This window comes from Leptolyngbya sp. FACHB-8 (assembly GCF_014695575.1).
GTDB lineage: Bacteria > Cyanobacteriota > Cyanobacteriia > Elainellales > Elainellaceae > Vacuolonema.
In genome coordinates this window covers 26,824-53,638 of the sequence record NZ_JACJOO010000076.1, presented here as the reverse complement: position 1 = coordinate 53,638, position 26,815 = coordinate 26,824, and the positions used below count along the sequence as shown (strand labels likewise).

25 protein-coding genes and 1 tRNA gene are annotated in these 26,815 nt (G+C 51.2%); 10 read left to right on the top strand and 16 right to left on the bottom strand.

Translation table 11 applies throughout. The features are described from left to right. Positions 1-2: 2 nt before the first annotated feature. On the bottom strand, positions 3-428 hold the full coding sequence (locus H6F91_RS21555; RefSeq protein ID WP_190774678.1) for an NfeD family protein: 426 nt from the start codon (positions 426-428) through the stop codon (positions 3-5). Positions 429-783: 355 nt separating this feature from the next. Here H6F91_RS21555 and H6F91_RS21550 point away from each other — a divergent pair, with 355 nt between their 5' ends. Further along, a complete protein-coding gene (locus tag H6F91_RS21550) occupies positions 784-2,718 on the top strand; it encodes a protein phosphatase 2C domain-containing protein (RefSeq protein ID WP_199307974.1) in 1,935 nt (644 codons plus the stop codon). 471 nt (positions 2,719-3,189) lie between these two features. After that, positions 3,190-3,414: a ferredoxin-thioredoxin reductase variable chain gene (locus tag H6F91_RS21545; RefSeq protein ID WP_190774697.1), complete on the top strand. Its 225-nt coding sequence runs from the start codon at positions 3,190-3,192 to the stop codon at positions 3,412-3,414. Between the two features lie 175 nt (positions 3,415-3,589). On the opposite strand, the gene H6F91_RS21540 is transcribed toward H6F91_RS21545, so the two are convergent. Then, positions 3,590-3,820 (bottom strand): hypothetical protein, encoded by a 231-nt coding sequence (locus H6F91_RS21540; RefSeq protein WP_190774677.1) that lies wholly within the window; start codon positions 3,818-3,820, stop codon positions 3,590-3,592. 159 nt (positions 3,821-3,979) lie between these two features. Continuing rightward, complete coding sequence (locus tag H6F91_RS21535) at positions 3,980-4,777, bottom strand: YdcF family protein (RefSeq protein WP_190774676.1); 798 nt, start codon at positions 4,775-4,777, stop codon at positions 3,980-3,982. A gap of 435 nt (positions 4,778-5,212) precedes the next feature. On the opposite strand from H6F91_RS21535, the gene H6F91_RS21530 reads away from it, so the two are divergent. From H6F91_RS21530 to H6F91_RS21520, 3 genes are all read left to right on the top strand, one after another. Beyond that, positions 5,213-5,884 (top strand): aspartyl/asparaginyl beta-hydroxylase domain-containing protein, encoded by a 672-nt coding sequence (locus H6F91_RS21530; RefSeq protein WP_242035911.1) that lies wholly within the window; start codon positions 5,213-5,215, stop codon positions 5,882-5,884. Positions 5,885-6,091: 207 nt separating this feature from the next. Continuing rightward, positions 6,092-7,255, top strand: a complete 1,164-nt coding sequence (locus H6F91_RS21525) for an aromatic ring-hydroxylating dioxygenase subunit alpha (RefSeq protein ID WP_190774674.1) — start codon at positions 6,092-6,094, stop codon at positions 7,253-7,255. 222 nt (positions 7,256-7,477) lie between these two features. Beyond that, on the top strand, positions 7,478-8,770 hold the full coding sequence (locus tag H6F91_RS21520) for an aminotransferase class I/II-fold pyridoxal phosphate-dependent enzyme (protein WP_190774673.1): 1,293 nt from the start codon (positions 7,478-7,480) through the stop codon (positions 8,768-8,770). 207 nt (positions 8,771-8,977) lie between these two features. Here H6F91_RS21520 and H6F91_RS21515 read toward each other — a convergent pair whose 3' ends face one another. The 4 genes from H6F91_RS21515 to H6F91_RS21500 all read right to left on the bottom strand — a co-directional run bounded on the left by H6F91_RS21515 (position 8,978) and on the right by H6F91_RS21500 (position 13,752). After that, positions 8,978-10,522 (bottom strand): hypothetical protein, encoded by a 1,545-nt coding sequence (locus H6F91_RS21515; RefSeq protein ID WP_190774672.1) that lies wholly within the window; start codon positions 10,520-10,522, stop codon positions 8,978-8,980. A 402-nt stretch (positions 10,523-10,924) separates the two neighbouring features. Beyond that, on the bottom strand, positions 10,925-11,893 hold the full coding sequence (locus tag H6F91_RS21510; protein WP_190774671.1) for a DUF362 domain-containing protein: 969 nt from the start codon (positions 11,891-11,893) through the stop codon (positions 10,925-10,927). Between the two features lie 135 nt (positions 11,894-12,028). After that, on the bottom strand, positions 12,029-12,325 hold the full coding sequence (locus H6F91_RS21505) for a hypothetical protein (RefSeq protein ID WP_190774670.1): 297 nt from the start codon (positions 12,323-12,325) through the stop codon (positions 12,029-12,031). Positions 12,326-12,342: 17 nt separating this feature from the next. Continuing rightward, complete coding sequence (locus H6F91_RS21500) at positions 12,343-13,752, bottom strand: aspartate ammonia-lyase (RefSeq protein WP_190774696.1); 1,410 nt, start codon at positions 13,750-13,752, stop codon at positions 12,343-12,345. Between the two features lie 313 nt (positions 13,753-14,065). Here H6F91_RS21500 and H6F91_RS21495 point away from each other — a divergent pair, with 313 nt between their 5' ends. Then, a complete protein-coding gene (locus tag H6F91_RS21495; RefSeq protein WP_190774669.1) occupies positions 14,066-14,881 on the top strand; it encodes a tetratricopeptide repeat protein in 816 nt (271 codons plus the stop codon). Positions 14,882-14,918: 37 nt separating this feature from the next. On the opposite strand, the gene H6F91_RS21490 is transcribed toward H6F91_RS21495, so the two are convergent. Next, complete coding sequence (locus tag H6F91_RS21490; protein ID WP_347280067.1) at positions 14,919-15,725, bottom strand: TIGR01548 family HAD-type hydrolase; 807 nt, start codon at positions 15,723-15,725, stop codon at positions 14,919-14,921. A 430-nt stretch (positions 15,726-16,155) separates the two neighbouring features. Between H6F91_RS21490 and H6F91_RS21485 the strand changes: the two genes are divergently transcribed. After that, positions 16,156-16,455, top strand: a complete 300-nt coding sequence (locus H6F91_RS21485; RefSeq protein ID WP_190774668.1) for a 30S ribosomal protein PSRP-3 — start codon at positions 16,156-16,158, stop codon at positions 16,453-16,455. 319 nt (positions 16,456-16,774) lie between these two features. On the opposite strand, the gene atpC is transcribed toward H6F91_RS21485, so the two are convergent. Further along, positions 16,775-17,185, bottom strand: coding sequence for an ATP synthase F1 subunit epsilon (atpC, locus tag H6F91_RS21480; RefSeq protein WP_190774667.1), 411 nt, complete (start codon positions 17,183-17,185; stop codon positions 16,775-16,777). Positions 17,186-17,362: 177 nt separating this feature from the next. Beyond that, the gene (gene atpD / locus H6F91_RS21475) at positions 17,363-18,820 is read right to left on the bottom strand and encodes a F0F1 ATP synthase subunit beta (RefSeq protein WP_190774666.1); all 1,458 of its coding nucleotides are present in this window, start codon (positions 18,818-18,820) and stop codon (positions 17,363-17,365) included. Positions 18,821-19,108: 288 nt separating this feature from the next. Here atpD and H6F91_RS21470 point away from each other — a divergent pair. Together H6F91_RS21470 and H6F91_RS21465 are read left to right on the top strand one after the other, a co-directional pair. Then, positions 19,109-19,179 (top strand) — tRNA-Gly (locus tag H6F91_RS21470). 298 nt (positions 19,180-19,477) lie between these two features. Then, complete coding sequence (locus H6F91_RS21465; protein WP_190774665.1) at positions 19,478-19,657, top strand: hypothetical protein; 180 nt, start codon at positions 19,478-19,480, stop codon at positions 19,655-19,657. A 3-nt stretch (positions 19,658-19,660) separates the two neighbouring features. Here the strand turns inward: H6F91_RS21465 and H6F91_RS21460 are convergent, their stop codons facing one another. From H6F91_RS21460 to H6F91_RS21440, 5 genes are all read right to left on the bottom strand, one after another. Beyond that, positions 19,661-20,629, bottom strand: coding sequence for a protochlorophyllide reductase (locus H6F91_RS21460; RefSeq protein ID WP_190774664.1), 969 nt, complete (start codon positions 20,627-20,629; stop codon positions 19,661-19,663). Positions 20,630-20,989: 360 nt separating this feature from the next. Beyond that, positions 20,990-21,307 (bottom strand): NIL domain-containing protein, encoded by a 318-nt coding sequence (locus H6F91_RS21455; RefSeq protein ID WP_190774663.1) that lies wholly within the window; start codon positions 21,305-21,307, stop codon positions 20,990-20,992. Between the two features lie 80 nt (positions 21,308-21,387). Beyond that, complete coding sequence (gene cysW, locus H6F91_RS21450) at positions 21,388-22,269, bottom strand: sulfate ABC transporter permease subunit CysW (protein WP_190774662.1); 882 nt, start codon at positions 22,267-22,269, stop codon at positions 21,388-21,390. After that, the gene (gene cysT / locus H6F91_RS21445; protein WP_190774661.1) at positions 22,259-23,116 is read right to left on the bottom strand and encodes a sulfate ABC transporter permease subunit CysT; all 858 of its coding nucleotides are present in this window, start codon (positions 23,114-23,116) and stop codon (positions 22,259-22,261) included. Before cysT ends, cysW begins: the two co-directional genes overlap by 11 nt. Before the next feature lie 178 nt (positions 23,117-23,294). After that, complete coding sequence (locus H6F91_RS21440) at positions 23,295-24,464, bottom strand: sulfate ABC transporter substrate-binding protein (RefSeq protein WP_190774660.1); 1,170 nt, start codon at positions 24,462-24,464, stop codon at positions 23,295-23,297. A gap of 279 nt (positions 24,465-24,743) precedes the next feature. On the opposite strand from H6F91_RS21440, the gene H6F91_RS21435 reads away from it, so the two are divergent. Next, a complete protein-coding gene (locus H6F91_RS21435) occupies positions 24,744-25,781 on the top strand; it encodes a TOBE-like domain-containing protein (protein WP_190774659.1) in 1,038 nt (345 codons plus the stop codon). Positions 25,782-25,830: 49 nt separating this feature from the next. Here the strand turns inward: H6F91_RS21435 and H6F91_RS21430 are convergent, their stop codons facing one another. Beyond that, positions 25,831-26,436, bottom strand: coding sequence for a GIY-YIG nuclease family protein (locus tag H6F91_RS21430; RefSeq protein WP_190774658.1), 606 nt, complete (start codon positions 26,434-26,436; stop codon positions 25,831-25,833). Between the last annotated feature and the right edge of the window lie 379 nt (positions 26,437-26,815).

Below are 26,815 nucleotides of genomic sequence, written 5' to 3'. Positions count from 1 at the left end.
CCTCAGTGCTGGTCAAGCTCATGCAACGGCACAATCAGGAGGGTTGTACCCCGACGACCAACCACAACCACGGGCTGGTTGGGGGCGATCGCCCGGTCGGCATCCAGCAACGCCTGCCAGGAGTTGCCTTCATACAGAACACGACCCGTTTTCCCGGGTAAAATTTCGGTCAGGGTGGTAGCTTCACGGGAGTCTTCTAGCACGTTGGATGGCTTCACGGGCAGAAACCGGCGAGATGCAATCACCAGCACGAATGAAAACACCATCCACAGAGCAATCTGTATTCCCGTATTGGGAATGACCAGCGCCAGCAGACCGACCAGAATCGCACTTATCCCCAGGGTTAATGTCACGAAGGCGGTGGGCAGCACAGCCTCAAACATGCACAGGGCAAGCCCTGTTAACAACCAGATCGTCGTGGAACTCATGGAATTTTTGTGTACCGAACCATCAAGGTTTCCATCGCGATAGACAGTACCGTGTTGCTTCTCAATCTAGCCCAGGATTTGGGTAGCTCCTCGGCGCTATCACCTTATCTTCAGAGTTGCAGCGTGCCGAGGGAGGCGGTAGTATCCCTTCAACGAGTACTACAACTTTTTGCCTTTTTATTTCGGGAAACGTTGAACTTTGGCGAATATAAAATGCAGGGTTGTGATGCAGCACGATAAAGCTAGTTCCCCTTAAAAGGGTTTCATTTCAAAAGCAATTCGCTATACTGCTCTACATTTAGTAGCACCTGACAAGAATTATTTTTTTAGTACGCTACCGCTAACGCGATCGCCTATGCAGACCCCCACGCTTTCTCAAATGCAATGCCCAAATCCGGATTGCTTATCCGAGGATACGCCCTTGGGGCAACGGCTGTGCCAGCGATGCAAGACCCCGCTGACCTACCGTTACCTGTGGGCTATTGGTAACGGCATTGAAAAGATTGCACCCGGAACCGTGGTCGGCGATCGCTATCGCGTCATAGCCCCACAAATCTGGTTGGATACCCGCCCCAACCGTCCGCCAGAAGCTCCAGAAGAAATTCCAGAGAACTTACTGGCTTACCTCAAATTATTTGCCTACCGACTACACACTCCCACCATTTACAGCTTCACGGTATGGGAATCAACAGGAGTGTTGCTGTTAGAAAATGCCCCCATTGATTCGTCGGGAAAGTTGTTTCCGGCGATCGCCTCACTCCTACCCACGGCAACGGCGGTACGGCAGGTCTACTGGCTCTGGCAATTACTCGATTTATGGGTGCCGTTGAAGGAATTGGGGGTTGCTACCAGCCTGCTGATTCCGGACAACATTCGCATTGAAGGGTGGCGAGTGCGGCTCCGAGCCCTCTATCTGGATAACGAAGAGACAGCCCCACCCCAACTCGGTGATCTGGCTGCCCTCTGGCAGTCCTGGGCGACTGGCTATCGAGAGACCATCCAGCAGCCTCTACAGCAAATCAGCGAGGCGATGCAGGCCGTAGAGATCAATGCCCCCCCAGAGAAAATTCAGGCGATCGCCCTACAACTCAACCAACTCCTACTGGAACGGGCAGCGACTCTGCCTCTGCGCTTAAATATTGCTTCGGCTACCTCCACAGGCCCTCGCCGCAGCCTCAACGAAGACTATTGTTATCCCCATCCCAACGCCCGCAGCTCGTCCGAGTCAGATGCCCTCGCCTCTCATTTGGCCATTGTCTGTGATGGCGTAGGTGGTCATGCGGGTGGGGAAGTGGCCAGCCAGATGGCCGTGCGATCGCTACAAATTCAGCTTCGAGCTCTGCTGAACGAAATTTCTGAGCAAACGGAGCTTTCCTCTCCCCAGGTCGTAGCTGAGCAATTGGAGGCCCTGATTCGTATTGCCAATAACTTAATTGCCAATCAAAACGATGAGCAGGAACGGGAAGCGCGCGATCGCATGGGCACCACGCTGGTGATGGCACTCCAACTTCCCCAAATGCTTCAGACTGAAGACGGCCAGGGCAATAGCCATGAGCTTTACCTGGGTCACCTGGGTGATAGCCGTGCCTACTGGATCACCCCTCGCTACTGCCATTTGCTCACCGTTGATGATGATGTCGCCGTCCGGGAGGTACGCAATGGCCGCAACCTGCACCGAGAAGCCCTCCGTCGTATGGATGGGGGCGTACTGACCCAGGCTGTAGGAACCCGCGTTGGGGACTACATCTACCCCACGCTGCAGCGGTTCATTCTGGAAGAGGATGGGGTGCTGTTACTTTGCTCAGATGGTTTAAGCGATAAAGATCGGGTAGAGCAGTATTGGGAAACCGTCTTCCAACCGCTCTTTAAGGACAGAGCCACCTTGGATGAGATTGCACAACGCTGGGTCGATTTAGCAAACGAGAAGAGCGGCCATGACAATGTCTCAGTTGTGCTGATGCACTGCCAGGTCACTCCAGAGCAGCCCAGACTCTTCGATCCAAGCCGCGTAGTAGCAGAAGAAAAAACCGCTGAGCCCACAGAAACTGAGCTCTCTGAGTCAGCCCGAGCCCTGCTTTACGACACCGCCGAAGCCCCCCGCCAGGCTGAGATTCCAAAAACTCCTACGCCCGGCAAATCCAACTACTGGATGCAGGTTCTCACTTTGTTGCTAGCCATGCTAGTGGTAGGGGTAGGAAGCACAATTGTGTGGCAGTTGCTCAGTCCTGAGAGCTTCAACCGCTTCTGGCAGCGGTACCCTGCCCCCGAGGAGACCACACCTGAACAATAGGCGACACCCATCATAGCGATGCCATTGTTGATGCGCGACGAGCAGTTCTGTCGCTGTCTTCCTTGTGTTTGCCAGCCAAAGGGTTAACTTAACCTCAGTTTGGGATAAGCTAAAGCGCCCGCCAAAATGGGCATTTTCGAGTGCCAGACATTGCGCGGTACTCGAAAACAGCCTTAACCGAAACTCAGGTTGATTTAGGACGATAGGGCAAGGAAGTTTTAGCAGCAATTCTCAGTATGGGCATCAAAGCCAAGAGTTCACGCCCTACGGGCGTGAACTCTTGGCTTTGATGCCCGAAAACCGCGCCCCTTTGGCGCGCGGTTTTCGGGCCTGATTTCAAAATGAGAATTGCTGAAGTTTTAGCTCATCTGTCTGCAGGAATACCAAGCTGTGCAAAGATAATTAGTGTTCTGTTTTCAGCGTTGGTGATTTTGCCCCGGCAAGCCACCCAGGAGTATGTTGTCGAACCCTATGAAAGCTGGCGATCGCGTTCGTGTTAAAGAATCCGTTGTGGTTTACCATCACCCCGAACACCGCAACCAAGCCTTTGATCTGCAAGGTCAGGAAGGCGAGGTCGCTGATTTGGTCAAGGAGTGGGAAGGGAAGCCCATTAGTGCCAACTTTCCAGTTCTGGTGAAGTTTTCCAAAAAGTTCAAAGCCCACCTGCGGGAAGATGAGCTAGAAACGATTGAATAATTGAAACCGTTGGTCGTTTACGTTGTCACGACCACCCGGGGTTCGTAAATTTCCAATTCCCTTTTGAGGGCTGCGCAGCAATGCGTGGCCCTCAAAACATGCTAGAAAGTGTGAAATTGGCACGGAAGATTTATGCTTTCCGTGCCAATTTCACACTCCCAGCAACGCCTGAGGTTCACTGGCGGCCATAAAACCATCCCAGAATGTTGATGTCCTTCTGCATCGCAGATAATTCCTGACGATGCTGCTCCGCAACCTGGTAATACCAGGCACAGTAGGCATCCAAATCTTCCCGGTACTGCACTTCCTCGTAAAACTCGTGGGCAACCTCATAGGTTGCAAACACATCCTCCGCTTCTGGAGGCAGTGGAACGATCTCGCGGTGGAAAATGGAATCGTGGGCCATGAAACCTGCCGATCGGGTCTGATGCCGATCTTACAACGATCCTTCAAGTATCGTGTTGGGCTGAAACCTTTGACGTAGGGTCATTGCATGCAATGACCCTACGCTAAAGGTTTCAGCTTACAAAGTCAGTTCAAAACGACAATCCAAATTGCGGAAGTATTACAGCCATCCCTTCAGGCGGTAAATCAGCATGCCGATATACTCCTTCAGAACCCGCGTCGTTTGCTGTACGCGTTCTGCATCTGGCAAAATACTCAGCACGGCTGATTGAGGACTGTTGCTAAGGTCCCACAACTCTCGTTCAGACACGAGAAAATCCGTTGGGGCAGGGATGACCTCAATGCCTTGTTTTTGGAAGATTTTAAGCGATCGCGGCATATGCATGGCTGAGGTCACGAGCAACACCCGATTAATCCCCTTCTCTTGCAAAATCTTTTTCACATTCACTGCATTCTCATAAGTATTGAGCGAAGTTGGGTCTTGCAGGATAGCTTCAGCGGGTACATTCAGAGCCTCGGCCAGGGTTGCCATATCCTCCGACTCTGAGACTTGCGGCCCTTTCCCACTCCAATCGATATGTCCCCCGCTAAAAATGATCAGCGGTGCTTTTCCTGCCTTGTAGAGCCTGGCGCTGTGGAGGATGCGATCGCTCGCCTCTGACAAGTCAAACCAGGGCCGGGGTGGCATCTGCGGTTTCAATGCCCCACCCAACACGACGATCGCCTCTGCCTGAGGCACGGATTCGAGCGGCAAATTCTGCCACTCCAACGACTTCACCAGTCGCGTTGCCACTCGCCCATTTCCCGCCACTAGCAATAACGCCAGCGCTACGCTAATACAAACTGCTGCCTGCCCCGGATGCTTCCAGAGCCGAAACAAGGCCACTGTCAGTAACAGGCAACTCAGACCAACCGGGTAAATGAAGAGTGGGAGGAGTTTAGAGAGGTAGAGGAACATGAGGAGTGAATGAGTCGATGAGTGGGTGGAACGATCTGGATTTGGGCCTGCCAAAGTTTATTGGCCGAGTATGGCCGTTGGAGGAATGTGGCAGCCGAGAAACTTACCCACGAGTTTCATTTCTCGTGCTGACCTCAACTACACACAATAGACATACAATCCCTCCCAGCATAAATAACGCCATTCCTTAAGCAAAACTTTTTCCCTCACTCACTTCCCCCCTACTTGCCCATCTCTGGCTCACCTGCCCATGCACTCATCCTCGTATCGACCTATCCACGCCCCACCCATCCCCCTGACTAGGACAATCCCCGTATCTGTCACCCCAACCCCCCACGCTTGCGCCTGCCACCCTGTAACCTGTTTTCGTGTGGCATATCATTGAGGCTTGGCATGAAAGGTTGGCTTGCGTCCGTGGCGCAAAAATTGGAGAGCATGGTTCCCGCTTATTCAAAGGTGGGAGATTCAGTGTTCTTCACGAATGAGCAGTTTCCCTTCAGCTATGAGTTGGAGGCAAACTGGAAAGTGATTCGGGAAGAACTCGACCAGGTCATGCTGAATGTCGATGATCTGCCCAACTTCCACGACATTTCTCCCCGTCAGGTGCGAATTGCTGGCGACAATCTCTGGAAGACTTACTTTTTCTGGGCCTTTGGATTCAAGTCCAAGGCCAATTGCGATCGCTGCCCCGAAACCGTCAAACTCCTCAAAAAAGTTCCCGGTCTGAAGGTAGCGTTTTTCTCCATTCTGGCTCCTGGCAAGCACATTCCGGAACACCGGGGCAAGCACAAGGGTCTCATTCGCTATCACCTGGGTTTGAAGGTTCCCGAAAAGAAAGAAGCCTGTCGCATTCGTGTGGCTGATCAATTCGCCCATTGGGAGGAAGGGAAAAGCCTGATTTTTGACGACACTTTCTATCACGAAGTATGGAACGACACGGACGAATATCGCGCTGTGCTGTTTCTTGATATTGCACGCCCTTTGCGCTTTCCTCTCTCCCTGGTAAATGGGTTAGTCAACTTCATGATTGGCGTGTCCCCTATCGTTCAGGTAGCCCGCCGTAACCACGCCACCTGGGAAAAACACTTTGAAGACATTCTGAAATAGTGTTTAGTCAAAGTGAAGACATTCTGAAAGAGTAGTTTGGTCAAACTTCTGTCTTTTTGCCTACCTGCAAGGAAATTGAGGGATTTCCGTTTCAACAAGCTACATTAAAGGGTGTTTACACTTCGAAACACTCTCATCCGTTCACTCTTATCGAGCCGCCATCACAGGCTTAACATTGAGCTCACTGACTGAGGAAGGCCATATTCAATGGAATTGGAAACAACACTTCGGGGGCATACTGTCCAAAACGCCGTACGCGAGGTGGGCATTAACCCAAACCACTGGTATCCGGTAAGCTGGGCCGAAGATTTGAAGCCCGGTGCGGTTATTCCAGTAAAGGTTTGGCAACAGCCAATCGCTGTCTATCGGGATGTCTCTGGCCATCTTTATGCGATGGAGGATGCCTGCCCTCACAAGGGTGTGGAAATGCACAAGGGTCAGGTGAAGGGCGATCGCCTCACTTGCCCCTATCATGGCTGGGAGTTCGACCCCACCGGCAACTGCGCCCACATTCCCTATTTTCCTGAGGGCCAAAAGCTGCCCTGCGCTCAGGCTAAGGTTTACCCGGTGAAAGAGCGTTACGGCATTATCTGGGTGTTTCCGGGAGATGCAGCATTGGCGAGGGAGCGATCGCTTCCCGAAGTGCCCGAGTATGACGACCCAAACTATTTCATGATTCCGATTCCGGGTCACTTCAAGGCACACTTCTCCATCTGCAATGAAAACACGATGGACGTGTTCCACGGCTATCTGCACGAAAACTTGCAGGGCTGGTTCAACCCTGAACTGCTGAAGTTGAAAGAGTCGGACGATTCAATTCAGGCAGAGTATCGGGTCTACTACAAGGGCTGGATTACGAAGGTTCTGGGTCTCAGTACAGATGGTGGCGTAACGACCCGTCAGGTGTCCATTCACTACCAGTACCCCCATTACCACAGCAGCATGGAAGGCGTTTCCTCGCTTTACTTGATGCGCCTGCCTGTTGGCCCCCAGGAAACCCGCTCCTTCTCGATGCTGTTCTTGCGGTTGCCCTTTCCCCAATGGCTTGTTAACCCCATCCGCAAGCCGCTCATGCCTCTAATTCGTGAGCGTTTCTTCATGCCCTTCCTGATGCAGGATGTGGAAATGATGGAAAGCGAGCAGGTCAACTACAACCGCAACTCAAAGCGGCGCTACGTAGAGATTAATCCGGCCATTATTGCACTGCAACGGGTTATTTATCGGCAATATACCCAATTCCTGCAACAATCTAGCCCTCAATCTCGTCTAGAAACCTATCAGGCAAAAAATGGTAATGGATCGTCCCTCTCAGCCGAAACAGAGCAGGGATCGGTTCCGACTGGAATATCTGTGGACAGTTCTAGAGTCTAATCCCAACTGGAACAGGAGCGGTGGTAAGAAAACACAACTTCTGGCAAAGTATGGAGAGCTTTCTTAACAATTTCATTGGGAACCTTAATCGGTAGAGTGGCGCGCTGGCGCTCCTGGACTTGGCTTAGCCTCAGTTCTGTCTATTTAGAAATCGGCCACGGATGTAAGCCGTGCCCCATGAAAAATGTCACGTTTAGCGAATTACGGTGAGGGGAGTTTACTGTGCAAGTTGTAAAGGAATACGTTCAGCGCTGGTACGAGAGTGGTTTGGATCCAGATGAATACATCTGCCACGCCAAAAATGGCAACATGGTAGACATCGAAGAGACTGAAACCGGGAAGCGCCACAACGTACTGACCTTCTGCACCAATGACGTTCTCGGTCTGGTGCAAGATAAGGCAGTGCAGCAGGCCGCCATCGATGCCATTCTGCAATACGGTACCTCAAATAGTTCCACCTCTGTGCTGAGCGGTCGTATCGACCTGCATCGGCAACTGGAAAATGAAGTTTCTGAGTTTAAGCATCTGCCCCATACTCAATTGTTCCTGAACGCCTGGATGGCGATGCAGGCGTTGATGGATGCTTTCTGCCACCTGGCGATTCCCGTTCCTGGTTTCCAGAATACCCGTGAAACCCTGATTCTCACGGACGTTCTAAATCACGGTTGTATCGTTTCCGCTCTGGCAAACGCCGGTACTCGCTCGGGCAAGATGTTCGGTCATAGCCCTCGGGTTCGCGTTAAAGCCTACCGTCACTGCGATATGCAGGACTTTGCTCGCAAGCTAAAGCGCTACGCTCAGCCGGACGATCGCATCATGGTGATTTCCGATGCGGTGTTCTCCATGGATGGCGACTTGGCTCCCCTGCCCGAAATGATCGACATTATGTCCAACTATCCTGGCAGTGTACTGGTGATGGACGAAGCCCATGCCAGCGGTGCCATCGGGCCCACCGGACGGGGTATTTATGAGTACTTTGGAATCACTCCCCAGTACGCTATCGAGCGGGGTGTGGTACCGCTGATCATGACCACCTTCTCCAAGTTCGGTGCGTCTGTGGGCGCTGCTATCAGCACTCACGTTGCAGAACTGAAGCCGTTGCTGAATGTTTCCCCCACCTCCATCGGTACCTGCTCTCTGTCTGCTCCTCTGACGGCTGCCGCTTTGACTGCCATCCGCACGGTGCGTCAGAAGCCTGAGCTGGTGCAGAAGTTGCAGGAGAACACGCGGTATTTGCGCGATCGCCTCGCTGAAAACGGCTTTGTGGCGATCGGCGAAACGAACGTTATCCCCGTGATGCTACCCTCCGAGGTCAATCCCAAAGTCTTTGCCCGTGTGCTGCTAAACGATTACAAACTGTGGGTCTCCCCCATCTGGTTCATCGCCAAGCCTCGTCTGCGCATTACGGCGAACGCCGTCCATACGAAGGAGGAAATGGATCGTCTGGTGGAAGGTATGGTTGCCGCCCGTGAAGCAACCTACAAGCCTGCTCTCGTGAGCACTATCAGCGCCTAATTACAACTTGATCAATAGTCTCCGCTAAACCTTAGAGACGCGCCCAGCGCGTCTCTTTTTTGCGTCAGACTAAGCTCATGTATAAACCTCTTGTAGGACGTTGCATGCAACGTCCTACAAGAGGTTCAATATCCTGCATGAATGGTTGGCGGTGAAGCTGCGCAACCATTCATGCAGGAGGTCTAATACATAAGTTTGGCTTCTCCTTTAGGGATGCTTTAGGCTGACAAATTCTTCGTGGTCAGGGAAGGGGTAAACGTGCAACTTCTGTTGGATAGTGACATTAAGCTTGGTGTAAAACATGGGATGAATGACACACAAATCATCCGTTGATAGCATCAAGCGGCCCTTCTTAAAGTATTCAAAATCTGCCTCAATAATACCTGTGGTATCATCTTTGCGTCTAACACGACCTACAATTCCTAATTCCGCCACAAACTGCCGAAATCGGTAAGGCGAATAGTCTCCCTGCCATTGAGATGCTGTTTGATGAGCACGTTTATCCAACTCTTTTGCCTGAAAAACGGGTGAAATTCCCGATAAGGCATCGGCAATTCTTGACGCTTTTGGATACACCGAACTATAAGCGTTAAACACCTCATCGGCTAAAGAATCACTGGCGTTTTGAACACCCATCACAATATTCCGCAAACTAAAATTGGGGAAATTTTGGTTTCGCAAAGCCTCTTCAGCAACAGAATTACAGAGAACAATTAATTGCCGTGGGCGGAGGTGAGTATGGCGCAGAATATAGGGAAATGTTTTTTCCTGAGTCTCACAGCCATCATCCAGACATTCCCCAAAATAAGGTTTCCAAATCTTCTCTTTAACGTCCCGGTAACTATCCCAATCAATCTGCTCAGCTCTTAATTTGCAGATGCCTTTGAGCCTTAAAGACTGAAATAAACGCCAACAGATCATCCGCATCAGATCCTTCGGCTTCCAGTGTAAATAAACCTCATTTTTGACATATTTCAACGTGTTAGAAATATAGTCTTCAATGAGATAGGGAAACATTTCATCCATCAAAAAGACTTTGATATGGATGTTTTTTGGAGCAAACTCTCTAGAAAATAAGGCTGCAAACTCCACCAGTGCGGCTACAGTGGTCATCAGCCGTTCGTCACTAACGGAATACTTCTCTAATGTGTCAAGGGCAACAATTAGTGGCCTCTTTCGTGCAAACTCTAAAACAGCTTGCTTGGCTTCACGAAAGGTTGTGCTGTAAAAAATTTTATCTAATGCATCAGAAACCGTATTATTAACGCCTAAATATTTGGAAAGTAAAGATTGAAGTATAGACCGAATAACTTTTGAAAGCCCCTCATCATCTGCGAAACTGCAGGCTGCACGAATTCTTAAATCCTTGTTTCTTAACTGGTAAAAAATAGCTGTCCAAACAATGTATTCCCAGATCTTAACAAGTTGAGGAATTTGCAGTTCACGATTTAATGATGTTTGCTCTGCAATCCGTGACATTACCTCATGGAAAGCCACAGGTTCATCAATCGCAATTTCCATGCAATTGGGGATTGTTTTTTGGAAGGAGAAGAACTTGGTTAACGCTGTTTTTCCCGCTCCCCTTCGTCCCAAAATCAGATATACAGAAGGGTCAAGGGATGCTTGATTGAAGTGCGTTGAGTGAAAGTAGTATCGGCTATAGGCAGCTTCACCCAGTATTGCCAAATCGGATTCACAGTCAGGAGCACCAAAGGGCGGGAGAGAATGAATAATATTCTCGGCAAGCACCATAGTTTTCTATCCTGAGTTTTAGTTCTGTAAGGTTAGCGTCTGACCATCCAACACCGCATCAAGGCCCAGCGTTTCTAAAAGCTTAGAGGAATCTGGTGATTCTGACAGTACCCTGTTAGGTAACCATCATGCACTTTTGTGATCATTCTCAGCACAATACCAAACCTCAGTTCGTATAAATTGGCAGTGTTCTAGACGTGTGGATGAGATGTGGTGAAAGGGGTACGAAGTACCCCTTTCACCACATCTCATCCACACATTTGAAACAGGACCTATCAATTGAAGTGCCTACTCTGGCGTGCGTGAATGCTGCGCAATGTGTGGCGCTCGAAAATGTTTTCTGCATCAATGTGAAGGGTGGCCGGTAAAACCGGCCACCCTTCACATTGATGCAAAAGCCCTTCAAATTGAACGTCCGGCATACGCTTTCATCGGTTCTTTGATGAAGCGGATGTAGAAATGTCGGAAAGTGGACTTGATGACACGGGGCAACCCGAAGTCAATGGGCACCAGATTTTCAGGATATTTCCAGTCAGAAATCTGTAGATGGTGGGGCTGCTCCAATGGGAATTCGATAGAAGACAGGGCAGGAGACATGCCAAGACGCTGGGCCGCCACCAGAGTCGGCACGGTCGCAATGTCGGCTTGAAGGATTTCTGCCATTGCTCGATCTAGCGCAAACACATCAGCGGAGGCCGCCAGAATCCCTAAGGTGCGTGGAGTGCCACCACTGGGGCCATTGCCTTCGTGACCGATGATGCCATCGAGAATGGTGAGTGTGGGAGCGATCGCCCGCGCCGTCTCCACCAACATCGTGCCAAAGCGCAACCGATCCTTACCGGCTTCCATATGCCACCAGGCTTTCATCTTACCGGGAACGCAACCAAACAGATTTTTCACACCCATCGTCAGCGTTAACTGCACATGGGATTTCATCTTGGGCAGGTTGATGATGACATCCGCATTCATCGCCTCTTTAGACAGCAATAGATGGTTAAATTCTGGGTTATCGGTGGCGTAACGATTCCCACTAAATTCTGTGATGGGGATACCCAATTCATTCAGGATGGGTTGGTAGCCATTGGCGATCGCCACCCCTCGCGCACTGCCAAACGCCGGACTATCTCCCAGAAACGGTTGGCCACCCGCTGCCACCACCATCTCTGCCACACAGTAAACCACCTCCATCCGGGTCGTGCATTCGTTTTGGGGGCGGCCACCAGTCAGCAAGTTGGGCTTGAGGAGAACGCGATCGCCCGGTTTCACAAAAGCTTCGATGCCACCCAAGGGTTGCAGCAGAGCCGTGAGAGATTCTCTTAGGGCCGCATATTTATAGTCGTTTGCACGAAGGAGACTAACGCTCGGTGCCATAGGTCTATCGAGTAGGATGTCACACTTAGCTTTAGACGTATTATGGCCGCACCTGCCCAAAACTCCAAACCCGCTCTTTATTGTCGCTAAGCAACGACAAAGAGCGGGTTTGGAGTTTTGGCACCTGATAGAAGCCTAACGACCACGATTGAGAGCGGTTACCCGCTCTGCGTTAGAGAACACATCTTCACCCTTCAGCTCGGCGATCGGAGGTTTCATCTCCACTTTGACGACGTTTTCAATGTTGATGAAAACGGTCTGCTCTGACAAATTAATAATCCACCAGTCTTTTTTTAGGAGATGACGCACTTCCAATTGAATGGTTTGATTGCTGCCATCCGACTCAATCGGTGCGTAGAGGTTGAACGACTCAGATTGACCGTTCATGTAATGAAACGTGATCTGAGTGTAAATCGTGTCCTGGCTGTACATAGGGAACTCTCTGGTTACTAGGAAGGTGAACCATCCGACGGAGGCGCAGGCATGGCGCTCATCTGCTCCAGGTTTAACACCTGCGCCAAATCCGCCTCTGTCATTAGCCCTTTTTCTAGCACAATCTGCCGGAGAGACTGCCCAGTCTCCAGAGATTCTTTAGCAACGGCGGCCGCGTTGAGGTAGCCAATGTGCGTGTTAAGGGCCGTCACCAGAGCTAAACTACCTTCGGCATAAGCTAGGCAGCGATCGCGATTCACTGTCAGCCCTTTCAGTCCCTTCTCGGTCAACGCCTTCAGGGTATTACCCAGTAACTCGATACTGTGGATGAGGTCGTAAGCGATCAAGGGCATCATTACATTCAGTTCCAGTTGTCCGGCTTGAGCGGCGAGGGCGATCGCCGCATCGTACCCCATCACCTGGAAGCACACCATCGAGGTCATCTCTGCCATAACGGGGTTGTACTTACCCGGCATGATGGAAGAGCCCGGTTGCACAGGAGGCAGTTGAATTTCTTTGAACCCAGTTTTAGGGCCAGAATCCAGCAGTCGCAAATCGTGGGAGATTTTGGCAATATCCTGGGCCAGGTTTCGCAGCGCCCCCGACACATTCACAAAGGGAGCCATACTCTGCATGGCAGCCATCAGGTGGGGAGCCGTCTTCAGCGGCTGGCCAATTAACGCAGAAAGCACCTCGGCCACTCGGAAGCGGTACTGAGGGTGAGTATTGAGGCCGGTTCCGGCAGCACTCCCTCCCAGCCCCAGCACGGTCAAATCCTGCGCAGCCGTTTCGAGACGTACCAGGTGATCCGCCAGAATTTGTGCCCACGCCCGGAACGTTTCGCCCATCCGTACGGGAACGGCGTCCTGGAGGTGAGTACGGCCCGATCGCACCACGTCCTGGTACTCTTCCGCTTTGGTATCGAGGGTGGCGATCGCTCCTGCCAGAGCCGGATACAGCGTAGCCTCTAGGGCCAGCAATCCGCCAATCCGAATCGCCGTAGGAATCACATCATTCGTGGACTGGCCGTAGTTCACATGGTCGTTGGGGCTGACCCGTTTGTAATCCCCCTTGTCGCTACCTAGCAGTTCCAGCGCTCGGTTCGACAACACCTCATTCACATTCATGTGGTGTGAGGTACCCGCTCCCGCCTGGTAAACGTCAACAACAAACTGATCACGCAGTTGGCCCTGCAATACCTCGTCTGCCGCCTGCACGATCGCCTGGCTAATATCAGCGGGAATACAACCCAACTCCCCGTTGACAATCGCCGTTGCTTTTTTGATCAACACACAGGCATCGACATAGGTTGGTAGCGGCTTCAGCCCACTAATCGGGAAATTTTCTGTTGCCCGTAGGGTTTGAATCCCATAATAAACCTGATCTGGAAGCTGCCGCTCCCCCATTGAATCGCGCTCAGTTCGCATAATTTCAACAAATCTTTCCGTAATCTTGGTGCGAATTTTATATATATTGTCCGTCCAGTGGGCATACTGGGCCATAGGGTGTCTTTACAATCTGCCAATCCTGCCGCCGTTTTCCTGATCTGAAGACGCTATGGAGTGCGGCGCTCTATCGAGCAAGCCACAGCTTTTTACAGAGAGCCGATAGCGATTTCGGGGAGTTCGTTCGACTCTCTGAAGCGGTGTCACTGTGGAGCGTTCCTCAAGCTTCGGGATAACGTCTCTCAAAAATTTTCGACATCTACCGATCTGGGTTATGCCTTGATCTTGCACCACCATGGACAGCAATCCTGAAGTTCACACCTGGTTGAGCCAGGGCACCGCCCTCTTTGTTGTAGGACGTTATGAGAAAGCGGTATCCCGCTTCGACAAGATTCTTAAGATTAATCCCAGTCACATCGAGGCCTGGAATAAACGAGGCCACGCTCTCCAGGCCATGGGGTTATACCCAGAAGCCCTCGATAGCTTTGAGCGCACGTTAGACGTCGAGCCGAAAAATACAGCGGCCCTACAGGGGAAGGGATTGGCTCTGGCCAAGCTGGAGCGTTATGAAGAGGCGATCGCCTGCTTCAACCGGATCATTAAGTTCAAGCCTGAAGATGCCAAAGCCTGGTACAACAAGGGTCATGCCTACCAGCGAATGTTTCAGTATCGGGAGGCGATCGCCTGCTTTGACCGAGTGGTAGATTTGCGACCGGAGAATTATCGGGCCTGGTACAACCGGGGTGTTGCCCAGGCATCGTTGCGGCGCTATGACGATGCGTTGAGTAGTTTAGATACAACGATCGCCATTAAACCTAACTGCCACTACGCTTGGAGCCATCGCGGTATTGTGTTGACCAAACTCAACCGCCACGACGAAGCCATTCAAAGTTTTAATAAATCCCTTGATCACCGCGACGATAACCCAGAAGCCTGGTATGGCAAAGCCTGTTCGTACGGTTTGCGGGGCGACATTTCCCAGACTATTCGCAGCCTGCACCGTGCCTTTATATTAAGCCCTAACCTATACCGGGTCATGGCCCAAACCGACTCCAGCTTTGACGAAGTTCGTCACTACGAGGAATTTCAAAGCCTAATTAGCCTGATGTAATTTCTGCATGGCAAGCTGGCAAAAACTTCTGAAGAAATCATTTCATTAATTGCCGCACCCGGTCGGGGGTCAACTGCTGAACATTCGCCAGGGTCAAACTAGCTCCTGCTTCTATCAAACCGTTGGAGTAATTTAAGGCATACTCCGTCGAACCCAACACATGGGGCGGCAGGATTCCTACCCCAATCCAGCGTCGCGTTGAGTCTTGCTCCCGTGCCCGCAGTACTGTTTGCATATCTGCCACCGTATCCCCAGCGTAAATGACAGGCATGCCACGGTTTTCTCCTTCTAACCGGCTCACGGCTTCAAAGAGGCCGGTTGGGTCAGGCTTGCCAGGAGCATCCTCCATGGCCACCAGTACCGGGGCCGATAAGCCCAAACGTTTTTCCAGCACAAACGTTGCCGATCCCCGAGTTGCCCCACTAAAAAAGCCCCAGGACAGCCCCGCTGCTGTTAGCTGGTTTAAGTAATCGGCCTCTAATAGCAGCGGTTCCTGGCAGATATACCCCGTCCAGTTGTCGGGATCTGGCCCCCGATATCGACTCTGAAAAAAGCGCACCAGAACGTCATAGTCCAGGCCAAGCTCCGATCGCGCCTTTCCCTGCTGCTCAAAATAGCGATGAACCATTTCCTGGGAGGCTTCCCAGTCGTTATTCCAAATTCCCTCACCTTTAAGAGCATCGATGTCGGTCTGTGTCGGACGGTAGGAGCCCTGGGTAAAGTGCTCCACGGTATCCGCAAGAGCGCGTCGATAGGAATTGCTCACATCTCGAATGACGCCATCAATGTCAAAAACGATGATTGCGATCGCCTCGTTCCCCACAGCTTCCAACCTCCTAACCACACAACCCAGCGATCCTATCAAATTGATGTCTTGGTTTTATCAGGACGCTTCGCATTGATTTCGTCAGCAATTCTCATTTGGGAATAAAGCCTGTGAGCTTACGCCTACAGACACGAACTCTCAGCTTTGATGCCCGAAAATAGCCCGCCGAGGGCGGGCTATTTTCGGATTGGATTCCAAAATGAGAATTGCTATGGTTTTGTCAGCAATTCTCAGTATGGGCATCAAAGCCAAGAGTTCACGCCCGTAGGGCGTGAACTCTTGGCTTTGATGCCCGAAAACCGCGCGCCTTTTGCGTGCGGTTTTCGGGCCTGATTTCAAAATGAGAATTGCTGATGGTTTTGTAGAGGTGCAAGATGTAAGCCTAACAATGAGTTACCATGGAGGATTGTAGGAGTTTAAAGCAGCTCAGTTCTGTCTGGAGGTTCATTTGTCAAGGTTTATTCTCAAAGTACTGTGGTTGGAAGAAAATGTTGCCCTGGCTGTAGATCAGGTCGTTGGTAAAGGCACCAGCCCTCTCACGTCCTACTTCTTCTGGCCCCGCAATGATGCGTGGGAACAGTTGAACGGCGAACTGCAATCCAAAACCTGGATTTCTGATACGGAGCGGGTAGAACTGCTGAACAAAGCCACGGAAGTTATTAACTACTGGCAGGAAGAAGGCAAGAAAAAATCCATGATGGAAGCCCAAGAGCGGTTTCCTGAAGTGGCCTTCACCGGCAGCAACTAATTGGTTGGCCTCAGGCCATTCGACAAAGCTTTGCAAAAAAAGAGAGAGCGGGGGTAAAGCCCCTGCTCTCTCTTTTTCTCCACACGGTTTAGTTAACCTCAGTTCGGGATAAGCTGCAGTACTTATTTTGGCGTGCGCTTTGCGCACGCCAAAATAAGCATTTTGAGTGCCGCGCGTTGCGTGGCACTCAAAATGCCCTTAACCCAAACTCAGGTTAGTTAAGGACGGAATGCGTCAGCTCTGAACAAGAAGGGGGAGCTGGAACCAGCTCCCCCTTCTGAGGCGACGCACATCTCAATCTGAATTTCAGGGAATTGCCTTAAGCAGCACCACCAGCGGCTTGAACCCGTGCTCGCGCCCGCTTGAATGCTTGGGTCGCTTGAATTTGTTCTTGACGAGAACCCGAACCACGAAGGCTATTCATCTTCGCTTCAGCCTCGGCAAAGGCTGACCGTGCTTCTTCTAGATTAATGGTTTCACCGCGCTCAGCCGCGTTGACCAGAATAGTCACTTCGTTGTTCTCAATTTCGGCGAACCCACCCATGAGGGCGATCGCCACCCAATCTTTCCCTGCACGCACACGCATCACACCCGTATCCAGGGCAGTCAGCAGCGGCGCGTGGCCTGTCAAAATACCCAGTTGTCCGGTCGTGCTGGGCAGAATCACCTCATCGGATGTATTATCCCAGACGGTTTTATCCGGTGCAATTACCCGTACAGCTAGTGTCATAGCAATATCTAGAAGTGAACGAAAAGTTAGCTCTGCTGGGGGCAATACGAGAAACCTGTCGGGAAGAAGCATTTGATCCCCCAATCCTCCTTACATCAGGAGGAGCCGCTTCCGGAAACCCCCTTTGCAAGGGAGATTGGGGATTCCCGTTAGAGAATCCCCAATAAGAGGCAAGAATTACTTACCTTCAGCTTTCATCTTGTCAGCTTTGGCGATCGCTTCGTTGATGTCGCCCACCATGTAGAAGGCTTGCTCAGGCAGCTCATCCAGCTCACCGCTGAGGATCATCTTGAAGCCCTTGATGGTGTCTTCCAGCTTCACGTACTTACCGGGGGAGCCGGTGAATACTTCAGCCACGAAGAAGGGCTGAGACAGGAAGCGCTCAATCTTACGGGCTCGAGCCACAACCTGACGATCATCTTCCGACAGTTCATCCAGACCCAGAATGGCGATGATGTCTTGCAGTTCTTTGTAACGCTGGAGAGTGGACTGCACCGCACGAGCCACGTCATAGTGGTCGCCGCCCACGATACCGGGCTGCAACATGGTGGAGGTAGAACCGAGGGGATCCACAGCGGGATAGATACCCTTGGAAGCCAGACCCCGAGACAGCACGGTGGTACCGTCCAGGTGAGCGAAGGTAGTGGCAGGAGCGGGGTCAGTCAAGTCGTCCGCAGGAACGTAAACGGCTTGAATGGAGGTGATTGAACCTTCGGTGGTGGAGGTAATCCGCTCTTGCAGGTCACCTACGTCAGTACCGAGGGTGGGCTGGTAACCTACCGCAGAAGGCATCCGGCCCAACAGAGCGGATACTTCAGAACCGGCCTGTACGAATCGGAAAATGTTGTCAACGAACAGCAGTACGTCTTGCTTGTTCACGTCACGGAAGTACTCCGCCATGGTCAAACCAGACAGACCAACACGCATCCGGGCTCCGGGTGGTTCGTTCATCTGACCATACACCAACGCGATCTTAGACGCGTTCAGATCGTTAGGGTTGATTACCCCAGATTCGATCATTTCGTTGTAAAGGTCATTCCCTTCACGGGTCCGCTCACCCACACCGGCGAACACCGACACACCCCCGTGCTGGGTAGCGATGTTGTTAATCAATTCCATCATGATCACGGTTTTGCCTACACCGGCACCACCGAACAGACCAATCTTTCCACCTCGACGGTAGGGGGTCAGCAGGTCAACCACTTTAATCCCGGTTTCGAATACGGAAGGCTTGGTCTCCAGGTCAGTCAGCTTGGGAGCTTCACGGTGGATGGGCAAGGTCTCCGACACGTCGACGGGGCCTTTCTCATCTACAGGCTCACCCAGTACGTTGAAAATCCGGCCCAGGGTTACTTTGCCGACGGGAACGCTGATAGGAGCGCCACTATCCACAACTTCCATGCCCCGTACCAGACCGTCGGTAGAGCTCATGGCTACCGCGCGGATCTGGTGGTCTCCCAGAAGCTGCTGCACTTCGCAGGTAACTGAAACTTCGTTCCCGGTCGCATTTTGCCCCCGAACGACTAACGCGTTATAAATTTTTGGCATCTGGCCGCTGGGAAACTTTGCGTCCACAACGGGGCCAATAACCTGAGTGAGGTAGCCAACGTTTGTTTTCTCTGCTGTGGTGACCATGCTTACGCCTACTGCTTATCTGCTTTTGAGGGGTAAAGTGACAGATTTAACATACTGTAAAATTGCCACTTTTCAGCTTATCACCAAAGGTTACCGAAATTTTTCAGCTTCCCGTTGACAGCAAGGTTTGGCGCACATTCATGATCCCAGGTGGGGGCTGCGATCGCCTTCACACCCACCGTTCTCAACATTTCTCTCCATGCATAAGGATAATTTTCGAGAGTAATAGAAATACTCATTGACATAAGCGGTGAGGGTTATGCTACACTAGCTAAGGCAAGCAAATTTGCGGGCATAGTTTAGTGGTAAAACCTTAGCCTTCCAAGCTAATGATCGCGGTTCGATTCCGCGTGCCCGCTTTGAAAACACGATGTAATTCTTCAACATCATCCTGACCCAAGCATCAGGGCGAAACCTAAAGCATAGGTGTTCTCATTCAGTTGCCTCAATAGCGAACAGAATGAGTGAACAGCTTAATGAACTCAGGTGCTGGTTTACCTCTCTGTGCCAACCTCCTAACACAAGCGCCGCTGTCTCTACCGCACTGGCGCTTTCCTTGTAGCCCAGGGGGACGGCAATTGGCTCGCTGTCTCTTGGAAATGGCCCAAGCAATAGAAGGCATTAAACATTCTCCGACCTGAACGTTTGTATGAGGGTATGAATATTACTGGAATGAATGGCTTAACAGAGGCGCAGAAGGCCACACTGAAGGTGTTGGGAGCGATCGCCAGTGTCGCTTCAAAGCTGTCTCGTTTGTGCAACAATAAAGAGAGTGTGGCAATGCCACACTCTCTTTTTGTATCAGTGGACCTGGCGATCGCTCTTACAAAAGCTTGACGCTTAAGCTAAGCCCACCAGCTTCTCGCTCAGTTCCCACAACCGTCCGGCCTTTTGGGTGTCCTGCGCTTCGTCAGACAACTCCTGATCGAAGGAGCGACGACCGGGCTTCTGACGGTTACCCCAACTCCAGTACACTCCAGATTGGCGGAATTCGGAGTCGGCAGTCACCTGGGCTACCCGCTCTCCAGCGAGTTCCTGAGTTACGTAACCGCCAGTGACATTCTTTTGGAACCAGGGGAAAATTGTGCGGAACAGCGGATAGTGATTGCGGAACAGCGGCGTATCAGCCACACAACCGGGATAGAGGGAGCTGAAGGTAATCCCAGTATCCTTGCTATAGCGGCGGTGGAGTTCCAGCATCGTCAGCACATTGCACAGCTTGCTGTCTTTATACGCCTTACCGGACTTGAACTTCTTCCCATCGATCATGGCGATCGGCGCTTTGAAGCCCTGAACAAAGCCATCCAGTTCGCCCAGGTCTGGGGGAGCAGGAATAGGAATCTTGCCACCCAGTTCTTTCGGGTTAGCCGTTACCGTACCCAGAATGATCAGGCGCTTATCTGCGGCGGGAGAACTCTTCAGGTCATCCAGCATCAGGTTACAAAGCAGGAAGTGACCCAGGTGATTGGTAGCCACGCTCAACTCATAGCCATCGGCGCTACGCTGGGGTTCTTTTTCGATGGGTAGGTAGACGGCAGCGTTGCAGACTAAGGCATCGAGCGATCGCCCCGTCCCACGAAACTCTTCTACAAACGTGCGTACACTCGCCAACGATGCCAGATCCAGGTGCAGGATGGAATAGTTGCTCTCTGGTATCCCAACTTCCTGAGCGGCGGCTTTTGCCTTGTCCAGGTTGCGGCAGGCCATCACTACATGCCATCCCCGGTTGGCCATTGCTTTCGCGGCGTATAGACCAACCCCCGAGGAGGCTCCAGTAATTACAACGGTTGACTTCCGATCGTTTTCCATTCTCGTAAGACTCTATTTCAATCGCCGTTTACTAATGTCGAGAAAGTGCCTGGATCGAAATCCGGGGTTTCCAACCGCAGAGCAGTTGACGGTGCCAAATGCTCCACGGTTTTACAGGATAGGGGGAAAGGGGATCCGTTGTAGCGATCTCGTAATCTCCAGTAACAGAAACGTTAGTTTTATCAACATTCAGTAATATGCCTCATAGGTACTCGAAAACGCCCCTTTTGGCGTGCGCGAAACGCACGCCAAAAGGGGCACCTCAACTTATCCCGAACCCAGGTTCCTTAAATCGGAAGAGGCTATAAAACAAAGAGCGGGGACAAAGCCCCCACTCTTGGTTGCTAGAAATCTAACGCCCTACCAGCCGCCGTCGTGGTTATCTGATTCCTGCCAGATCTCTACGCCCAAATCATTGAGATGCAGAATACCGTTATTAATCTGCTCTGTTGCTCCCTTTAGCTCCAGATCAAACCACCCACTGTCGGTGCCCTGACCACTGAGTTGTGCAGCCAAAATATTAACCGTCAGCCCGTATTGGGTGATGAGCACTGAGAGCACCGGATCCTGCCGATATTCTGCCGGAATTCTCACGCGCAATCGGACATGACCTCGATGCCTACCGTCACTCGACAGTTGATTGGGATCGATGGGCTCAAGGGATTCGACAGAAATCATGAGGGCCTCCAGGAGTAACGATAAGGAGTGATGCCAAGCTAAATGTCTTTCTAACCGAGAAGCCGAGAACAACCTGACGATTAGCCTTCCTTAATTTGGGTTCTGCGCTCTAAAATTTCTTTCAAAATAATCGTGACTACGGCTAGCAACGCTAAAACCACAGCGGCAGAATAAGCAGCCTGGCTTTGGTATTGCACATGGGCTTCTTCTACAAACAGGGGCAGGGTTTGTGTTTTACCCGTAATGTTGCCCGAAACAACGGAGATCGCCCCGAATTCACCCATAGCACGGGCATTGGTCAATAGAATGCCGTATAGCAAGCTCCACCGAATGGAAGGTAACGTTACCCGCCAGAGTACTTGCCAGCTATTTGCTCCCAAGGTTTTGGCCGCTTCTTCCTGATCAGTGCCCGCATCTTCCAAGGCTGGTAAAACTTCCCGAGCGACAAAGGGAAGCGTCACAAAAGCAGAGGCCAGAACCATCCCAGGAACCGCAAAAATGATCTTGATGTTGTTTGCATCTAACAATGGGCCAAACCATCCGTTTCGGCCATAGAGCAACACAATCATCAGACCCGCAACCACTGGAGAGATCGAGAAAGGCAAGTCAATAAGGCTCAGCAGCAGAGTACGGCCGCGGAAGGTTTTATGGGCGATCGCCAACGCCGCACACAAGCCAAACACCGTATTGAGGGGAACGGCGACCACCGCCATGATCAGGGTGAGTTTTGCCGCATGAAGAAACTTGCGATCGGTTAGGGATTCAAAAAATCCTCCCAATCCCCCACTAAATGCCTGTACAAAAACGTTCAGGGCGGGAACAAAGAGCACTAATGTCAAATAAACCGCGACGGAAGCAATTAAAGCCCATTTAACCCACTCTCGTTTGCCCTGAACCTTAGCGTGAGGCCCGGGTGCTGTAGTAGCCGCCGCCTTAGTATTGAGTCCAAGTTTAATCGTCATAGCGCCGTCCCCAGGCTTGCAGAAGGTTAATCACAATCAGCGCAGCCAGGGAAATCAGCAGCAACACCGCCCCAACCACTGTTGCCCCAGCATAGTCAAATTGCTCTAACCGTTGAAACACTAATACAGGAGCAATTAAGTCTTGAAATGGCAAATTACCGGAGATGATTACGACGGAGCCGAATTCACCAACAGCTCGGGAAAAACCCAATGCCACGCCCGTCAAAACAGCGGGTAACAGGGGGGGTAGAACAACACGCCAGAAAGTTTGCCAGTCGGATGCCCCTAAACTCCAGGCCGCTTCTTCCATCTCCGGCTCCATTTCCTGAAGCACAGGCTGCACCGTGCGTACAACGAAGGGCAAAGAAATAAAGATCATGGCAACCAACACCCCTAATCGGGTGAAGGAAACCTTAATACCAAAGGGTTCGAGTAATGAGCCAATCCAACCAACATTGCTGTAGACCGTGGAGAGGGTTAGACCTGCTACAGCAGTAGGCAGGGCAAAGGGTAAGTCAATCATGGCGTCCAGGAAACGACGGCCGGGGAATTTGTAGCGGACTAATACCCAGGCTGTCGCCATTCCTGCAACACCATTGATGGCAGCAGCCACAAGGGCTGTAAAGAAGGTGACTTCATAAGCCGAAATCGCAACGGGATCGGTGGCGATCGCCCACATTTGAGCAGGTGACAGGCTACTGGTTCTCAGGAACAAAGCTGCCATCGGTAGGAACAGCATGATCGTGAGATACAGCCAGGTCACACGCCAGGTCCAGGGGAGATGGATGGCACGGTGCAGGAATTGCCGGAGTGGTGAACCCGATGTGGGTGCAGAAGAGGCGGTCATAAATAACGCTGAAGATACGATAGAAAACCAAGAAGGGCAAAGGACAATTCGCTCCTCATTATCAAGCAAATCGTCCTTTGTCTTGATCAAGTCCGATTTCTAGGCTGTTTGAGTTGATAATTCGTGTGCCTTGCACACGAATTATCAAGCTTCTAGGGGTCCTCAATCGCCCTCTGGACTATTTCTTACCAATGGAGGCCTGAATTTTGTCAAAAATGGCCCCGTCATCAAAGAATTGCGCTTGAACTGTATCCCAACCACCCAAATCAGCCACAGTGAAGAGTTGCTTAATTTCAGGGTATTGGCTGGCAAATTCCTGGCTAACAGCTTTATCAACCGGACGGAAGCCTACCTTGGCAAACTCACGCTGCGCTTCGGGGGTATACAGAAACTCGACAAAGGCTTCGGCAACTTCACGGGTACCGTGCTTATCAACATTCGCATCAACCACGGCAATAGGGTTGTCGATTGAGATGTTGACATCAGGAATAATAAAGGTCGAATCCTCACCTTTCTGCTTCGCCAGCAGCACTTCGTTTTCGTAGTTGATCAGCACATCTCCCTGACCTCGGGCAAAAAATATGTCAGTAGACTCCCGAGCATCCTTAGCAAGGACAGGTACATTTTTATAGAGGTTCGTCACAAATTCTTCAGCTTTCGCCTCATCTCCCCCAGCCTGGGTTACAGCGCCCCAAGCTCCCAGAAAGTTCCAGCGAGCACCTCCAGAGGTTTTCGGGTTTGCTGTTACCACTTTTACATCATCCCGAGTCAGGTCTTCCCAACCTTGAATATTCTTGGGGTTACCATCCCGCACCACAAGGGCAGCAACGGATTTGGTAACAATGCCATCGTTGGGCGCTTCCTTCTCCCAACCGGGCTGAATCAGCCCTGCTTTTTCAATCTTTTTGGTGTCGAGAGCCAGAGCCAGAGCAACAACATCAGCTTCTAGGCCATCAATAACGGCACGAGTCTGGCTACCAGAACCGCCGTAACTCTGGTTGATGGTAACGTTCTGGTTATGCTCTGCCTTCCACTTCTCTACAAACAGAGGAATGATTTTTTCATAAGCCGCCTGAGTAACCGCAAAGGATACGAGGGTCAATTCTACGTCAGGCTTGGGAGATTCAGCAGACTGCGCATCGGGGCTTGCGCTACCTGCTTCTGTATTTGTGCCAGAATTCGTGCAGGATACAATTGCAAAGCTCATCGCCAAGCCGCTAAGGAATAGAGCAGTTCTTCTCTTAACGGGCCGAGAGGCAAAACGATTAACTGTTAAGTTGCTTGCTTCTTGAGCCTGGGGCGATCGCGCAGAAGATTTACCGAAGAACTTAAACCCAAACTGAACCATTGTTGCTAACTCCTAGAAAGCGGCGAATCTAACGATTTAGGTGGCGAGGCTAATTACTGAAAGGCTTGATACAAAGTACAAGGCAGACGCAAGAGGCATTTTCCTAGTACCCTGTATTTCACAATCACCATAAACCCTATCGGCTTATGAGTGTATCATGGCAAGAGGGGAATTCAAACAAAATGTAGCTTGTTTTTTTTAGGATGCAATTTTGATTGCATTTCGATAGAATTAGCCCGTTAGCCCCGCCACCATTGCTGGCTATCAAAAAAGAGGATTATGGGAATCAAAGTAGAAAATGTCTCCCGTCGTTTTGGAGATTTCCAGGCCGTCGATCAGGTCAGCTTAGAAGTTGAAACAGGTTCTCTAACAGCTTTGTTAGGCCCGTCTGGTTCTGGAAAATCTACGCTGCTGCGTCTGATTGCTGGCCTGGAAACATTAGATGAAGGCCGCATTTGGGTGACAGGGCGAGATACGACCCATCAAAGTGTGCAAGACCGCCACGTTGGGTTTGTGTTTCAGCACTACGCCCTGTTTAAGCATTTGACGGTACGGGAGAACATTGCCTTTGGCCTAGAAATTCATAAATGGCCTAAAAAACGGGTTAAGAATCGTGTTGATGAACTACTGGAATTAGTGCAATTGACGGGATTGGGTGATCGCTACCCCTCCCAACTCTCCGGTGGTCAGCGGCAACGGGTGGCCCTGGCTCGGGCGCTGGCGATTGAACCCAATGTGCTTCTACTGGATGAACCCTTTGGCGCGTTGGATACAAAAGTCCGCAAAGATCTGCGGAATTGGATTCGCCGACTGCATGATGAAGTTCATGTCACAACAGTTCTGGTAACCCATGACCAGGAAGAGGCCATGGAAATTGCCGATGAAATTGTGGTGATGAATAAAGGGCGGGTCGAACAAATTGGCTCTCCCGCCGAGATTTACGACCACCCGGCAACCCCGTTTGTCATGAGTTTCATTGGCCCGGTCAACGTACTGTCGGGCGCATCCCACTTAGTGCCAAGCCATTCGGCAGCGCGTGACAGCCAACGACTCTTCCTGCGTCCCCACGACGTTGTCATTCGTTCTGAACCGGAAGCAGGTACCCTTCCAGCTTCTGTGGAGCGGTTGATTCACCTAGGCCGTGAAATTCAGGTGGAATTGTCACTCGCCGATGGGCAATTTATAACAGCTCACCTTTCTCGCGAAAACTTTGACACCTTAGATTTGCGTCGGGCTCAGCAGGTATTTGTAAAGGCTCGTCGCGATCGCATCTTCAAGGATGTCGATGAGCGTCAGCTCGTCGCTATTCATTCCTAGACAAATTACAAAGAAAAACCGCACCTTAAGGTGCGGTTTTTCTTTGCGTTTAATCAGGGCTTTTCCCACCGGTAAAAGGTGTGCCCCAAAGAGTCCAGTTCTCCTTATTGAAGGGCGATCGCCACTTCAAAATCAATGCCAATTCCAACTGTTGCCGAGGTCGGGTAGCCTGTGGCGCGTGGGGCCAAAACGCAATGTTGAGCTGCGTGGGAATCTGGTGCGTGTAGTGGATCATCCGGTAGTTATCCAGGTATCGCTTACAGTCGTGCTCGCCTTTCCATCGCTGATTGGACTTCACCGTTTCCCCCACATACAGCAGCAAAGGAACCTCCTCGTCAATCACGAAATAGAGGGCAGAGGTTCCCGTGTCACTGGCTTGCCATCGCCAAAATTCCGTGTTCTGCCTGGGTAAGGTAAATGGATTTAAGCTATCTGCCTGGGTGGGAGTAGGTTCCAGGTCAAATAAACTGACCTGCGTTGGGGCCGGTTGCTCTCGCACCTGTTGCTGAAAGTCAAAGATACGCTGTTTCCAGCCTTGCAATGCTTCTGGGCTAATATCCAGCAGCATGGAGGGGGCATTAACCCGATAACTTCCCGACACATCTGCTGCCGAAAATAGAGACGGCTGTTCATACCGTGGCTCATATTGTGTCATAGCCCATCCCACACCACTAGATATGGCAGATCAGCGTAGCATACGAGCTGTTTTTGTAAAAGGGCTGGAACTTTGCGTCAGCAATTCTCATTTTGAACCTCAGTTCGGGTTAAGGGCTTTTTCGAGTGCCGCGCGAAGCGCGGCACTCGAAAAAGCCCATTATTGCGTGCGCGACGCGCACGCAATAATGGGTGGTTCGGCTTATCCCGAACTGACGTTTTTGAATTGAAGCCTGAAAATAGCCCGCCTTCTGCGGGCTATTTTCAGGCTTCAAAGCCGAGAGTTCGCGCCCGACGGGCGCAAACTCTCGGCTTTGAAGCTCATAATGAGAATTGCTGATTTTGCGTGCATAGGGTACACAAAATTCCAGCCCTTTTAC

What these genes read in the sequence shown, in the direction of transcription:
- H6F91_RS21555 (WP_190774678.1), bottom strand. Translation starts at nt 428, where the DNA reads ATGAGTTCCACGACGATCTGGTTGTTAACAGGGCTTGCCCTGTGCATG.
- H6F91_RS21550 (WP_199307974.1), top strand. Translation starts at nt 784, where the DNA reads ATGCAGACCCCCACGCTTTCTCAAATGCAATGCCCAAATCCGGATTGC.
- H6F91_RS21545 (WP_190774697.1), top strand. Translation starts at nt 3,190, where the DNA reads ATGAAAGCTGGCGATCGCGTTCGTGTTAAAGAATCCGTTGTGGTTTAC.
- H6F91_RS21540 (WP_190774677.1), bottom strand. Translation starts at nt 3,820, where the DNA reads ATGGCCCACGATTCCATTTTCCACCGCGAGATCGTTCCACTGCCTCCA.
- H6F91_RS21535 (WP_190774676.1), bottom strand. Translation starts at nt 4,777, where the DNA reads ATGTTCCTCTACCTCTCTAAACTCCTCCCACTCTTCATTTACCCGGTT.
- H6F91_RS21530 (WP_242035911.1), top strand. Translation starts at nt 5,213, where the DNA reads ATGGTTCCCGCTTATTCAAAGGTGGGAGATTCAGTGTTCTTCACGAAT.
- H6F91_RS21525 (WP_190774674.1), top strand. Translation starts at nt 6,092, where the DNA reads ATGGAATTGGAAACAACACTTCGGGGGCATACTGTCCAAAACGCCGTA.
- H6F91_RS21515 (WP_190774672.1), bottom strand. Translation starts at nt 10,522, where the DNA reads ATGGTGCTTGCCGAGAATATTATTCATTCTCTCCCGCCCTTTGGTGCT.
- H6F91_RS21510 (WP_190774671.1), bottom strand. Translation starts at nt 11,893, where the DNA reads ATGGCACCGAGCGTTAGTCTCCTTCGTGCAAACGACTATAAATATGCG.
- H6F91_RS21505 (WP_190774670.1), bottom strand. Translation starts at nt 12,325, where the DNA reads ATGTACAGCCAGGACACGATTTACACTCAGATCACGTTTCATTACATG.
- H6F91_RS21500 (WP_190774696.1), bottom strand. Translation starts at nt 13,752, where the DNA reads ATGCGAACTGAGCGCGATTCAATGGGGGAGCGGCAGCTTCCAGATCAG.
- H6F91_RS21495 (WP_190774669.1), top strand. Translation starts at nt 14,066, where the DNA reads ATGGACAGCAATCCTGAAGTTCACACCTGGTTGAGCCAGGGCACCGCC.
- atpC (WP_190774667.1), bottom strand. Translation starts at nt 17,185, where the DNA reads ATGACACTAGCTGTACGGGTAATTGCACCGGATAAAACCGTCTGGGAT.
- atpD (WP_190774666.1), bottom strand. Translation starts at nt 18,820, where the DNA reads ATGGTCACCACAGCAGAGAAAACAAACGTTGGCTACCTCACTCAGGTT.
- H6F91_RS21465 (WP_190774665.1), top strand. Translation starts at nt 19,478, where the DNA reads ATGAATATTACTGGAATGAATGGCTTAACAGAGGCGCAGAAGGCCACA.
- H6F91_RS21460 (WP_190774664.1), bottom strand. Translation starts at nt 20,629, where the DNA reads ATGGAAAACGATCGGAAGTCAACCGTTGTAATTACTGGAGCCTCCTCG.
- H6F91_RS21455 (WP_190774663.1), bottom strand. Translation starts at nt 21,307, where the DNA reads ATGATTTCTGTCGAATCCCTTGAGCCCATCGATCCCAATCAACTGTCG.
- cysW (WP_190774662.1), bottom strand. Translation starts at nt 22,269, where the DNA reads ATGACGATTAAACTTGGACTCAATACTAAGGCGGCGGCTACTACAGCA.
- cysT (WP_190774661.1), bottom strand. Translation starts at nt 23,116, where the DNA reads ATGACCGCCTCTTCTGCACCCACATCGGGTTCACCACTCCGGCAATTC.
- H6F91_RS21440 (WP_190774660.1), bottom strand. Translation starts at nt 24,464, where the DNA reads ATGGTTCAGTTTGGGTTTAAGTTCTTCGGTAAATCTTCTGCGCGATCG.
- H6F91_RS21435 (WP_190774659.1), top strand. Translation starts at nt 24,744, where the DNA reads ATGGGAATCAAAGTAGAAAATGTCTCCCGTCGTTTTGGAGATTTCCAG.
- H6F91_RS21430 (WP_190774658.1), bottom strand. Translation starts at nt 26,436, where the DNA reads ATGACACAATATGAGCCACGGTATGAACAGCCGTCTCTATTTTCGGCA.